We start from the raw sequence: 13,567 nt of genomic DNA, 5'->3' as shown, positions 1-13,567 counted from the left end.
AGCAAAAATGAAATGGCGGTTTAATTTTGTGAGTCTGCTCACTCAGCGCCGGGAATAAAAGCGGTTACTCTTCATCCAGACGTCGCACACGTGGCTTGATAAAAGCTTAATAACAATAACTTACCTCTACCCTCGTGTTATACGGGAGGACCCTGTGCAACCTGAAAATATTCATCTGGATAACCCACTGACAAGCCGGGAAGAGGTGCTACGGCTGGTCAATGAAATGCTGAATGCGGTAGCGCCTTATTTTAAAAACGACGCCAGCCGCATTGATTTAGCGAACTTCACCGCTCACTACGGCCAGCAGGTCGCGAGCATGGAAACCTTTTCCCGTCTGCTGTGGGGCGTGACGCCGCTGTTGGCTGGTGGCAGCGAGCCGCAGCATTTCTCCTTCTATTTACAGGCGATAAAAAACGGCACCAATCCGCAGCATGCCGATTATTGGGGCGAAGTCGCGCCTTACGATCAACGCATTGTCGAGATGGCGGCTTACGGACTATTGCTGGCGCTGGCGGGCGAAACCGTACTGGCGCACTTCACTGCTGCGGAAAAAGAGAACTTATGGCGCTGGTTAAAGCAGTGCGAGACCCAGGATATCCCGGATAATAACTGGCACTTCTTTCCGATTCTGGTACAGGTTGGCTTTCATTATTGCGGAATGCCGACCAATCCGCAGGCGCTGGAAGATCATTTTGCCGCCATGGAACGTTATTACCTCGGCGATGGCTGGTATTCGGATGGTCCGGGCCGCCCGCGCGACTATTACATCTCGATGGGCTTCCATTTCTATGGCCTGATTTACGCGAAGCTGATGGCCGATGTCGATCCGCAGCGCTGTGTGGAACTGCGTCAGCGGGCCGCGCGTTTCTCCTCTGACTTCATCCATTTCTTTGCCGATGACGGCGCGGCGATCCCGTTCGGCCGTAGTCTGACCTATCGCTTTGCCGAAGCGGCGTTCTGGAGCGCGGCGGCCTTCGCCGGGCTGGAAGTCTTTTCGCCGGGCGTGATGAAAGGCATCGTGTTGCGCCACCTGCGCTGGTGGCTGAAGCAGCCGATGTTCGACCGCGACGGCGTACTGAGCGTTGGCTACACCTACCCGAACCTGGCGATGGCGGAAGATTACAACGCGCCGGGTTCACCATACTGGGGGCTGAAAACCATGCTGGTGCTGGCGTTAGGCGAGGGCGACGCCTTCTGGCAGGCGGCTGAGTTGCCGCTGCCGCCGCTGCCCGCGCAGCACACAATAGCCCATGCGGATCAGGTGCTGGTACATCAGGCCGATCACCTGTGGATGCTAACTTCCGGCCAGCTGGAGCTGAACAACTTCGTTAATACCGAAGCGAAATACTGCAAATTTGCCTACTCCACCCGCTTTGGTTTCACCATTGAGCGGGGGCGCTACGGGTTGAACCATGCCGCCCCCGATTCGATGCTGCTGCTGGCCGAAAAGGATAATTACTGGCGCGGCCGCCGCGAATGCCAGCAGGTGGTCACCGCTGATGGCACCATTTACAGCCGCTGGCTGCCATGGCGTGACGTGGTGATTGATAGCTGGCTACTGGCGCTGGGCGACTGGCAGCTGCGCGTCCATCGCATAACTACCCAGCGCGCGCTGGATTGCGCGGAAGGCGGCTTTAGCCTGGCGAACCGTCCGCTGCCGCAGGCGCAGGAGCGTGACGGCGCCAGCTGCTTACGCAACGCCCGCGATATCTCGGCAATTTTCTGTTTACATCCGCACGCCCGCCGTGGCGAGACGGTACTGACGCCGCCGAACAGCAATCTGTTGTTCGCCGAACGCGCGGCGGTGCCAGTGCTGCGCGGCGAGCTTGATGCGGGGACGCATTGCCTGGTAAGCGCGGTATGGGCGGGGAATGCCGCCGACTTCGAACCGCAACACTGCCCACAGGCCTTCATTAGCGATGACGCGGTACGCTTCGTGACGGCACGACAAGAAACGACGCTCGTTCTGGCCCCGGAGGCATCGCTATGAGCACATCATCGTCCGTACGCGCCGCGCAGTACAAAATGAGTACCTTTATTTTTCTCTATTTTTTCACCTGGTCATCCAGCTTTGGCCTGTACGCGCTGTGGCTGAGCCAGAAGGTAGGTCTCGATAGCATTACCATCGGCAGCGTGTTCGCCATTAATGGCGTTTTCGCGGTGGTCCTGAAACCGGTGTACGGCTACATCATGGACAAAATCGGCATGAGCAAGTGGCTGCTCTATTTTGTCTGCGCCATTTCCGCGCTGATGGCGCCGTTCTTCGCGCTGGTGTACCAGCCGCTGCTGCAAAGCCACGCGACGCTGGGGATTATCATCGGCGCGCTGTATTTGAGCCTTGGCTGGTACGCCGGGGTGGCGGCTTCCGAATCTTATGCCGACCGCTTTAGCCGTCTGTACGGGCTGGAGTTTGGCCGTATCAGAATGTGGGGTTCGCTGGGCTGGGCGATGGCGGCTTCGGTCTCCGGACTGCTGTTTAACTTCACGCCGCTGGCTAACTTTTTGCTCAGCAGCGGCACCTCGGTACTGATGCTGCTGGTGCTGATTAGCCTCAAAATTGGTGATGAACAGCTGCGCAATAACAACGTCATTTCCGCGAATAAGATCGTCTTTGCCGATGTGTTGATGCTGCTGAAAAATCGCAAATTCTGGATGTTCAGCCTCTACGTCGCCGGAGTCGCGTGGATGATGTTCATCGCCGAGCAGCAGTTCCCGCGCTATTTCGTCTCGTTCTTTGCCACCAAAGAGCAGGGCAACGCCTGGTACGGCTATCTCAGTACCGTCCAGTCGGGGATGGAGTTCGTGATGATGATGTTTATCCCGTGGCTGGTGAACCATTATGGCGCCAAGCGCGGCCTGCTGTTCTGCGGCTGCGTGGTGGGGGCGCGGCTGATTGCCTCCGGCTTGACCAACGACCCGATTGTCATCTCCATTATCAAACCTTTTTACGGTGTTGAGATCGCGCTGCTGCTGATTTCAGTTTTCAAATACATCGCCGAACACTTCCATCGTCGGGTTAACGCCACGATGTACCTGCTGGGTTACCAGGCAATGATTTACGTCGGATCGATTGTGGTCGCGCCGCCGGCGGGTTACCTGTACGACAAAATCGGCTTTGAGCATACCTATCTGCTGATGGGCTGCTGCGCCCTGACGTTTACGCTGATTTCCGCTTTTACGCTATCGCGCTGCCAGTCGAAGCGCGATGCCTCACGACCCTTTACTCCGGCTTTAGATACCGCCTCGGTTGAACCGGCCAAACATTAATTCAGGAGTTGTTATGACCAAATCTGTTATCACCGAAGCGCTGCGGCCGATAGAACTGCATCAGGTCGACCGCCTGGCGTTGAGCCAGAAGCTGGAAGACGCGCTGGCCCGCGTGACGCGCAAGCTGGACAAAAATATCGTTGCCTTCGGCGATAAGTTCCCCGGCGAAGCTTGTGAAAACGGCATCTGGCCGCGTACCGATAACGTAGAGTGGACCACCAGTTTTTGGCCGGGCCAGCTGTGGCTGGCGTGGGAGATGACCGGCAAAGCGCACTACCGCGAAGCCGCCGAGCGCTATTTACCGTCGTTCGCCCGGCGTATTGAGCAGCGTATCGACACCGCGACTCACGACCTCGGCTTCCTTTATTCGCTCTCCTGCATCAGCGCCTGGCGGCTCACCGGCAATGAAGCCGCTCGCCAGTCGGCGCTGCTGGCTGCCGAGCGCCTGATGGAGCGTTTTAACCCGACGGCCAAAATTATCCAGGCGTGGGGCGACTTAAACGATCCGGAGCAGCAGGGGCGAATGATCATCGACTGCAATATGAACCTGCCGCTGCTGTACTGGGCCAGCGAGCAGACCGGCGACCCGCGCTACGCGCAGGCGGCAACGGCCCACGCCGGGCAGGCGGCGAATTATATCGTGCGTGAAGACGCTTCGACTTATCACACCTACTATATGGATGTGCAGACCGGCGAGCCGCGCTTTGGTAACACTCATCAGGGCTACAGCGATACCTCATGCTGGTCGCGCGGCCAGGCGTGGGGCATTTACGGTTTCCTGCTGAGCTATCAGCACACCGGCGATAAGCAGATGGTTGAGCTGTCGCGCAGCCTGGCGCATTACTTCCTCAACCGCCTGCCGGAAGATGATGTCTGCCATTGGGATCTGGCGTTGCTGGGCACCGATGCCGTGCGCGACAGTTCGGCGGCGGCGATTGCCGCCTGCGGCCTGCTGGAGCTGGTCAAGGCGTTGCCAACGCTCGACGCCAACCGCGCGTATTACGAAGAGATGGCGCTGCGCATTGCGCTGTCGCTGACCGACAACTACCTGGCCCACGACGATGACCCTACCGAAGGGTTGCTGCAGCACTCGGTATATCACATGGGCAGCGGCAAGGGCGTCGATCAATGCTGTAGCTGGGGGGACTATTTCTATCTTGAGCTGCTGGCGCGGCTGCGACAGATTTGGTACCCGTACTGGTAACCCTCAAGGAATGGAGAGCGAGATGAAAAGCGTAGCCGTGTTATTAGCCCCCGGATTTGAAGAGGGGGAAGCGATAGTCACTATCGATATCCTGCGCCGACTGAATATTGCGGTGCAGACAATTGCCTGCGGTGAGAGTCGCGAAGTGGTGAGCTACCACGCTATCCCGATGATAGCGGATAGCACCCTGAAGGCCAGCTTCGATCAAACATTTGATGCCGTGGTGTTGCCGGGAGGCCCGGAAGGCAGTGTTAATCTGGCGAAAAGCGCGGAGGTCATTGCCTTCGTTCGCCGCCACGATGAAGCGGGTAAATATATCTGCCCGATTTGCTCCGCCGCCGCCCGCGTGCTGGGCGGCAATGGGCTGCTGAAGGGGCGTCGCTATGTCTGTTCCGGCGATCTTTGGCAGCAGGTGAGCGATGGCGTGTACGTGGACGCCGACGTTGTGGAAGACGGCAATCTGCTCAGCGGCCGGGGGTTGGGCAAGGTATTTGATTTTGCTTTCACCCTGGCGGCGCGGTTACAGGGTGATGAAGCGCCGGCGCGCGAACAGGCGGAACATATTTATTATCCGTGGTAGAGGAAAATAGCCAGTGACTGCTAAAGGCGCCTTAGTGGCGCCTTTTACTTTTGTAGCGCCCTCTCATGTCGCCTGGTTATTAGCGCGTCAAGGATTGCCTTAATCTCACTTAAATGATATTAATTATCATTCTCATAATAAAAACATAATAACAATATTAATACCTGGCAAGGATGTGAGCTTAACGAACAACCACTTTAAGTTAGGCATGAATTAGGGAATAGGTATGAGAATTAACAAGATCCTCTGGCCGCTCACCGCGCTAGTGGTAGGGTTGAATAGCCCGCTATCCGCCGCCAAATCTTCCGATGATAGCGATGAAACGCTGGTCGTTGAAGCCACCGCAGAACAAGTACTTAAGCAGCAGCCGGGCGTTTCAATTATTACCAGCGAAGATATTAAAAAGGACCCTCCGGTCAACGACCTCTCCGATATTATTCGCAAAATGCCGGGGGTGAACCTCACCGGCAACAGCGCGTCAGGCACCCGCGGTAATAACCGCCAAATCGATATTCGCGGTATGGGGCCGGAAAACACCTTAATCCTCATTGATGGCGTCCCGGTGACCTCGCGTAACTCCGTACGCTATAGCTGGCGCGGCGAGCGTGATACCCGCGGCGATACTAACTGGGTACCGCCGGAACAGGTTGAACGTATCGAAGTCATTCGCGGCCCGGCGGCGGCGCGCTATGGCTCCGGCGCGGCGGGCGGGGTGGTGAATATCATTACTAAACGCCCAACCAATGACTGGCATGGCTCGCTCTCGTTATACACCAACCAACCGGAAAGCAGCGATGAAGGGGCCACCCGACGCGCCAACTTTAGCCTGAGCGGGCCGCTGGCCGGCGATGCGTTGACGATGCGTTTGTACGGCAACCTGAATAAAACCGATGCCGACAGCTGGGATATTAACTCTTCCGCGGGGACGAAAAACGCCGCCGGCCACGAAGGGGTACGCAACAAAGATATTAACGGTGTCGTCTCCTGGAAGGTGAATCCGCAGCAAATTCTCGATTTTGAAGCCGGATATAGCCGTCAGGGTAATATCTACGCCGGCGATACGCAAAATAGCTCTTCCAGCGCGGTGACCGAAAGCCTGGCGAAATCTGGCGCAGAGACTAACCGCCTGTATCGGCAGAATTACGGTATTACCCATAATGGGGTCTGGGATTGGGGGCAAAGCCGCTTTGGAGTCTATTACGAAAAAACCAATAACACCCGTATGGATGAAGGTTTATCCGGCGGCGGCGAAGGGCGTATTTCGGCGGATGAGAAATTCACCACTAACCGCCTGACCTCCTGGCGCACCAGCGGCGAACTCAATATTCCGCTGGATCTATGGGTCGATCAGACTCTGACCGTTGGGGCGGAGTGGAACCGCGATGAGCTTGACGATCCCTCTTCCACTGGTTTATCGGTAAATGATAATAACATTGGCGGTATTCCCGGTTCAGCGGCGGATCGCAGCAGTAAAAATCATTCACAAATTAGCGCCATCTATTTTGAAGATAATATTGAACCGACGCCCGGAACCAATATTATTCCCGGCCTGCGTTTTGATTATCTTAATGAGTCCGGCGGCAACTTTAGCCCCAGCCTGAACCTGTCGCAGGAATTAGGTGATTACTTCAAAATTAAAGCCGGGATTGCCAGAACCTTTAAAGCGCCAAACCTCTATCAATCCAGCGAAGGCTATCTGCTCTATTCGAAAGGCAACGGTTGCCCTAAAGATATTACTTCAGGCGGCTGCTACCTGATTGGTAATAAAGATCTCGATCCGGAAATCAGCGTGAATAAAGAGATCGGCCTGGAGTTTGCCCTCGACGATTATCATGCCAGCGTGACTTATTTCCGTAACGATTATCAGAATAAGATTGTGGCCGGCGATGATATTATCGGGCAAACCGCTTCCGGCGCTTATATCCTCCAGTGGCAGAACGGCGGTAAAGCGTTAGTGGACGGCATTGAAGCCAGTATGGCGTTCCCGCTGGTGAAGGATCGTCTGAAATGGAATACCAACGCCACTTACATGATTACCTCGGAACAAAAAGATACCGGCAATCCGCTCTCGGTTATTCCGAAATACACCATCAACAACTCCCTGGACTGGACGATTACCCAGGCATTTTCCGCCAGCGTCAACTGGACGCTGTATGGTAGACAAAAACCGCGTACCCATGCGGAGTCGCGCAGCGAAGATACCGGCGGCCTGTCGGGTAAAGAGCTGGGGGCTTATTCGCTGGTTGGTACCAACTTTAATTACGATATTAATAAAAATCTGCGTCTGAACGTGGGGGTCAGCAATATCTTCGATAAACAGATTTATCGTTCATCCGAAGGGGCGAATACCTATAACGAACCCGGTCGGGCCTATTATGCCGGAGTGACGGCGACATTCTGATCGCATCGTCATCAGTATACTGCCCGCAACCGCGCGGGCAGTATCAACGCTGGGTTAAGGACAACTATGCTGGTTGGACGCTTTTTCGCGACTCATATCCAGCAGCGCGCTGTGGAATGAGGCGTTAAACATCGGCCCGTGCCCCAGGCCAGGGAAATCCCAAAAGGCGGCATTAACCCCTTTCTCTTTCAGCGTGGCGAGGGTGGCATGTACTTTAGTTAGCACTTCAGCGGCGTGCGTTGCCCGGTTATCACCCGGCGTCGCCGAACCCTCCATAATGGCCAGGCTTTTGGCGCAATATGATGCAGGCTCGACCGCCGTGATTCGGTTCAGCAGGGCAAAGTTGTCCCGGCCAAGCGAAGGACTGGCGCTGTAATATGAATGGAAGAACGAGGACGAAAGCCAGGAGTCGAGCGTGAACAGGCCGCCGTATGAGTGGCCCCACAGGCCGCGGCGCTGTGGGTTGATTTTCAGCCCTTGCTCCGCCTTAGCGGCTATACGCGTTTCCAGTAATTGACGGAAGTCTTCACTGCCGCCGCTTTTGCGGCCAGCATATGTTTCATTATTCTTTCTGACTGCCGGCGTATAGTCGTAGGCCCGGCCGTTAAGATCGAATGGCAGGTTGGTCTGATAACCGATCGCGACGATCACCGGCGGCGATTGCGCCGCCAGCTGCTTGAGTAGTTCGTCAGACAGGCGATCCATTACCGCATTACCATCAAGCATATATAGCACGGGATAGCCCGTTGGTGGCGCGGCTTTATTCGGTATGGCCGTCCATACCCGATAGTGGCGAGCGCCGTCGGCGGAATCGAACTGATTGACGCTGAAGTGGTAAAACGCTGAACCCTTATCGGCGATATTGGGCCCCAACGGCTGCATATCCGGTTTTGCTAAGCCTGAAGCGCTATAGCTGAGGGTGAGGCAAGAAAGAACGGCAAAAAGCGCCTTGCGCGGGCGCGTAGAGCGAGACTCGCGGGCATACATCTGATGATTATTCCTTTTCCGCAGGTGAAATTTTCGTTATTCAGAAAGCACATACAGTTGCCTGAAAGCGCTTGCTGGTCAAGTCAACCCTGCAGTAAGCCGAGCCCATCAAGCAAGGCGCCGCGCCACCAGGCGTAGTCGTGCCCGCCGGTGTAAATGGCGCAATGACTATCAACGCCGGACGCCTGTAGCTGCTGATGAAGCTGCTGGACGTGAGGCACCGTCGAACCTTCCAGTGAGCCCACACACAGGCGGATACGGACAGTACGCGGCGGCGCAGACAACACATGTTCGCTGACCCAAGAAGTATCGGTTGCGCTAAATAAATGGGGGCGACTGCCGCCATCTGGCGTCCACCACATGGAAGGCGAATGGCTGAGCACCAGACCGAAAGTTTCCGGCGCATGGCGGGCGGCCATCAGCGCGCTGACGCCGCCGAGGCTCTGCCCGGCCAGGACGGTGCGTGAGCGATCCGCCCATTTTTGTCGCGGCTGTTCGCGGCGAATGGTCGGCAGGAGATGTTCCGCGACGTCCCGTATTAGTTCGCTGCGCCCGCCGAGTATCGTGGTGCGCTCGCGCTCATCGATATTGTCGATGCCCAGCAGCGCCACGGGAACAATGCGACGGCTATCGATCGCGGCGTCGATGGCTGCGCACACCCCAAGATGATCGAACCAGGTTTCGCCATCGGGTAGCACCACCAGCCCCAACGGCTGCGACTTATCAACCGCGGGCAGGTACAGACGCACCTGCCGTGATTGCCCGGCAACGATCCGTTCTGAGGTCAGCAAGGTGCCGGCGTGGCGGCCTCCGCGCCATTCGGATTGAGCGGGGGCGTTATCAAGCGCCAGCACCGACTCCCGCACGCCGTCGCGAATAGCGATCCCCGGCGTCTTATTGAGCGGATCGGCCTGTCCGGCGAGAGCGGCAAAGCGGCTCCCAAGCTGGTTAACAACCTCTTCCGGCGTGCCGGGCGGGATCTCCACCAGTGAATAAGAGCCGCAATAGCTGGCCGGCAGGCGCAGCGTCAGGGTCCAGATATCCGTTGCGGGAACCGGCGTCATCAATCCCTGTGACACCTTTTCTTTGTCGGTTACCCGGTTTAATCGCAGATAAACGCCTCTGAGCGGATGGCGGGCGCGCCACAAAAAAGTGACTTCACGTTCATCGGCTGCGCCGTCCACCGTTGTTACTAGCGGTACCGGCAGCGATGTGGCCTGCTGCCAGAAATGAGAAAGATCGGTAATGTTGCCGGTCGCCAACTGGCGGCGCAGGCCGGCGATAGCCGCTGAAACCGGCGGATGTGGATTGATATTGAACATTCTATCTCTTTGAAAAATCATGCTACCAGTAAAAATAGCTAAAGCGGCTGTTCAGCGAACAGCCGCTTTAGGCGTGTTGATTAAGGTCTAACGCTTACCATCACTATCCCACGATTTCTCCCGTTATGTCGTGTTGGTTGCGTGCATCTGCCGGGCCGACGCTATCGCGCCATAAGCGGGCGTAGAGGCCGTTTGCCGCAAGTAATTGCTCGTGTGTACCGTATTCTGCGAGCCGCCCTTTATCGACAACGGCGATCAGATCGCAGCGCTGGGCAGTGGTCAGGCGGTGCGCCACGATTAGCGCCAGGCGTTTTCTGGCACGGGCGACTTCGGTTAACGAAGACATGAGGCGCTCTTCCGCGCGGCGATCCAGGCGCGATGTGGCTTCATCGAGCAGCAGGACGTGGGCATTCGCCAACTGGGCGCGAGCCAGCGCAATCAACTGACGTTGTCCGGCGGATAAATCCGCGCCGCCGTTATTGACTGGCGTGCGGAAACCTTGCGGGAGCTGACGTACCAGCTCAAACAGGCCTGCCTGCCGTGAAGCGATCTCAACTTCGGCATTGCTGCTGGATGGCCGCGAATAACGTATATTCTCCGCAATATCGCCGCTAAAGAGCGCAACATCTTGATCGACCAGCCCGATCTGACGGCGGTAATCGGCAAGGGTTGTCGCCGTCATCTGTCGTTCCCCAATGCCGATGGTCCCGCTGGTGGGCGAATAGAGTCCGGCGATAAGTTTAATCAATGTCGACTTCCCGGCGCCGCTGCGGCCAACGACCGCCACGACACTGCCCTCGGGGATGGTCAGGGTGAGCTTGTCCAGCGCGGGCTCAGCGCTGCCGGGATAACGGTACGTAACTTCATCAAGCTGTAATGCCCCCGTGGCCGGCTGGGTGGAGGAAGGGGTGACGTTTTCTGTCTCTTCGGTCGCCAACAGTTCATCAATATGTTTACCGCTGGCCGTCGCCTGCTGGAAGGAATCCACAATCCCGGATAATTGCTGTACCGGGCCATAAAATTGCCCCAGCAACAGGAAGAATGCCGCCAGCACCCCGGCGGTCATTTCGCCTTCGGCCACCCTCGATGCGCCAACCAGAAGCACGGCGGCATAGGAGGCCTCGGTACAGAAGGTCAGGAAGGGGAAGTAGACCGCAAGATATTTCTGCGCGCGTACGCGGGTGGCGCGGAAGCGATCCGATAATGCGCGCAGCCGGGCGGCCTCTTGCTCCTGTTGACCATGGGATTGCACGACGCGCAGGCCGGAGACTTTCTCCTGCAGAGTGCTATTCACCTTGCCGATTTCAAGGCGCGCCTGGGCATAGGCTGGAGAGCTCAGGCGACGATAAACCCAGGTCGCCAGCGCGACTACCGGCACTGCGCTTAAGGCCGTCAACGCCAGAATGGGGTCGAGCCAGAACATGGCCGCGGCGATGGCGAACATCGTGACCAGGCTGGTGGCCGCGCCGGCAAGGCCGTTTTGCAGAAAGCGGGCGAGGGAGTCGACATCGACGGTCATCCGGGTCAGGCGTGAATCAACGTGCTTTTCATGCCAGGGGAGGGCAAGACGCAGCATATGGCCGAAGCTGCGCAAGCGTACCGTATGTTGAACCGACTCCGCCGCTCTGGCGGCGAAGATGGTTTGTAGTGAATAACAACACCAGCTTATGACCACCAGGCACAGGGCGAGCAGGGCGCAGACGCCGATAGTCGCCATATCGCCTGCGGCAACCCCCGAGTCAATACCGCGCTGCAGCAGTATTAACACGCCGACGCCAGCGGCAGAATCCAGCGCGATCAGCAGGGCGGCGATGATGAACATCCACGCCACCGGCCGCAGCAGCGAGGTCAATCTACGTCCCTCTCCGGCCAGCGCCTGTTGAACCGCCTGTTCCGGCACGCGGGTCATGCGGGCGACAAAACCGTTGCCGTCAACTTCCGGCAACGCTTGCGGCTCCTCGTTATGCATCACTGGCGTTGTTGGCCAAAGATCGCGGCAGCCGCCGGCGGCAGGTTCGAGGAAATCCCCGTCGCCGGTCATCAGCGCGCGGAACGCCGGGCAGCGAGACTCAAGCTCAGCCTGGCTGCCGATGTCCACCACTTGCCCTTTATCCAACACCACAATTCGACTGGCCAACCGCAGCGTTGCCCGGCGGCGGGCAATCACCAGCAGCATGTGCTGGTCATCGGCGTAACGACCCAGCGCGGCATTGATCTCCGCCTCGGTGCCGGCATCTACCGCCGATGTGGTGTCATCGAGAATCAACAGTTCCGGTGCGGTAATCAGCGCCCGCGCCAGCGCGATGCGTTGCCGCTGTCCACCGGAGAGGTTAGTGCCGCGCTCGGTTAGGCGGGTATCGAAGCCTTTCGGTAAGGCATTGATAAACTCGCTGGCGCCTGCCGCCGCCGCCGCGCGGCGAATATCTTCCATCGTCGCCTGCGGGTGGCCGTAGGCGATATTTTCCGCGACCGTTCCGGCAAACAGAAAGGCGTCTTCAAATACCACCCCCACCTGACGGCGTAACGCCTCAAGCTTGAGATCGCGAAGGTTCTGCCGACCGGTGCTGGTGTTTAGCCAAATATCGCCAGCGCTGGGATCGTAAAAGCGCGCCAGCAGCATTAGCAGCGTCGATTTACCGGAGCCCGACGCGCCGACTACCGCCAGCGTTTCACCCGCCTGTAGGGAGAAGGAAACATCGCTCAGGATACGGCTGCCGCTGCCATAACCGAAGTTCACTTTTTCTAGCTGCAGGCCAATAACACGACCATTGAGCGCTTCGCTACCGTCAACCATTTGCGAACGGGTGTCGATCAGAGCGAATACCCGTTCTACGGATGCCTGGGTACGTTGGGCGATCACCAGGAACGACGCCAGCACACGGGTAGGTCCGGTCAACATGGCGAGGAAACTGGCAAAGGCCACGAAGGTCCCGAGGTCAATTCGCCCGTGCATCACTGACCAGCCGCCGTAGCACAGTAGAACGATTTGCCCGAGTACCGGTAGCGCCAGCATGGTAGCGCCAGGCATCGCCTGCGAAATGGCCGCGCCGATGCGCACGCGCACCATCTGCCGCGACTGACGATCCAGCCAGCGCGTTTCGCGCAGTTCCGCCACGCAGGATTTCACCACCGAGATCTGCGCCAGAACTTCGCGCATGTGCTCGGTCAGATTCGCCAGCCGGTCTGAAGCCAGCCCCGTCTGAGCGAATACCCGACGACGGGCGCGCAGCGCGGTAATGGCAAGACACGCCAGCACGCAGACCACGATTAGCGTCATGGCCGGCGACATCCACAGCATCACGGCAATACCGGCGATGTAGTAGGTAAATACCGCCAGCGGTACCGGAGCCATCTGCAATAGGGTATGCATTTGCTGCAGATCGCTATTGGTCCGTGAAATCACCTGTCCGGTACGCAGCGCATCCTGGCCTGCGCCATCGAGCTTTTGAATACTGTCGAACGCTCGTCCTCGCAGGGTGTGCTGCACCCACAGCGATAGCTCGCCAGCATAGCCGCGTCGTACATAGTTACCGATGAAATCAAAAAAGGCGATCAGTAGCAGCCCGCAGGCCAGCCACGGCAGGCGGGTAGGATTTCCCGCCAGCGCATCATTTACCGCCTGCCGCGTCAGTAGCGGCGTCAGCGCGGCCAGCAGAATGGTCGACACCGACGCCACCACCACGATAGCGCTAAGTTTCTTACGTTCCCAGCACACGCGCGCAAGGCGGATTATCCAGGACCGCGCGGGTGTGGGAGAGTGAGTCGCAGGCATTAAGCCTCCTCCGTCAATTTAAAGATGAAAT

General features: G+C 57.7%; 8 protein-coding genes. 5 read left to right on the top strand and 3 right to left on the bottom strand.

Features of this window, described 5'->3' with window-relative positions; translation table 11 throughout:
- Positions 1 to 154: 154 nt before the first annotated feature.
- The 5 genes from ABLU80_RS15690 to iroN all read left to right on the top strand — a co-directional run bounded on the left by ABLU80_RS15690 (position 155) and on the right by iroN (position 7,455).
- Positions 155 to 1,993 (top strand): DUF2264 domain-containing protein, encoded by a 1,839-nt coding sequence (locus tag ABLU80_RS15690; RefSeq protein ID WP_348850164.1) that lies wholly within the window; start codon positions 155 to 157, stop codon positions 1,991 to 1,993.
- Positions 1,990 to 3,270: an oligosaccharide MFS transporter gene (locus ABLU80_RS15685; RefSeq protein ID WP_015369698.1), complete on the top strand. Its 1,281-nt coding sequence runs from the start codon at positions 1,990 to 1,992 to the stop codon at positions 3,268 to 3,270. The genes ABLU80_RS15690 and ABLU80_RS15685 overlap by 4 nt, the downstream gene beginning before the upstream one ends.
- A gap of 13 nt (positions 3,271 to 3,283) precedes the next feature.
- A complete protein-coding gene (locus ABLU80_RS15680) occupies positions 3,284 to 4,474 on the top strand; it encodes a glycoside hydrolase family 88 protein (protein WP_032712521.1) in 1,191 nt (396 codons plus the stop codon).
- A 22-nt stretch (positions 4,475 to 4,496) separates the two neighbouring features.
- Entirely contained in the window at positions 4,497 to 5,054 is a 558-nt protein-coding gene (locus ABLU80_RS15675) for a DJ-1/PfpI family protein (protein WP_015369700.1), read from the top strand.
- A gap of 226 nt (positions 5,055 to 5,280) precedes the next feature.
- Entirely contained in the window at positions 5,281 to 7,455 is a 2,175-nt protein-coding gene (gene iroN, locus ABLU80_RS15670; RefSeq protein WP_015703473.1) for a siderophore salmochelin receptor IroN, read from the top strand.
- A 54-nt stretch (positions 7,456 to 7,509) separates the two neighbouring features.
- Here the strand turns inward: iroN and ABLU80_RS15665 are convergent, their stop codons facing one another.
- The 3 genes from ABLU80_RS15665 to iroC form a co-directional block, all read right to left on the bottom strand.
- Positions 7,510 to 8,442, bottom strand: coding sequence for an alpha/beta hydrolase (locus ABLU80_RS15665; RefSeq protein WP_348850163.1), 933 nt, complete (start codon positions 8,440 to 8,442; stop codon positions 7,510 to 7,512).
- A gap of 83 nt (positions 8,443 to 8,525) precedes the next feature.
- Positions 8,526 to 9,764, bottom strand: coding sequence for an alpha/beta hydrolase-fold protein (locus tag ABLU80_RS15660; protein WP_032715827.1), 1,239 nt, complete (start codon positions 9,762 to 9,764; stop codon positions 8,526 to 8,528).
- 103 nt (positions 9,765 to 9,867) lie between these two features.
- Positions 9,868 to 13,536, bottom strand: coding sequence for a salmochelin/enterobactin export ABC transporter IroC (gene iroC / locus ABLU80_RS15655; RefSeq protein ID WP_348850162.1), 3,669 nt, complete (start codon positions 13,534 to 13,536; stop codon positions 9,868 to 9,870).
- Between the last annotated feature and the right edge of the window lie 31 nt (positions 13,537 to 13,567).

Origin of the sequence: Klebsiella sp. CN_Kp104 (genome assembly GCF_040064515.1) — a bacterium.
Lineage (GTDB): Bacteria > Pseudomonadota > Gammaproteobacteria > Enterobacterales > Enterobacteriaceae > Klebsiella > Klebsiella aerogenes.
The sequence above is the reverse complement of the archived record's forward strand: the minus strand, read 5'-3'. Positions and strand labels throughout refer to the sequence as shown.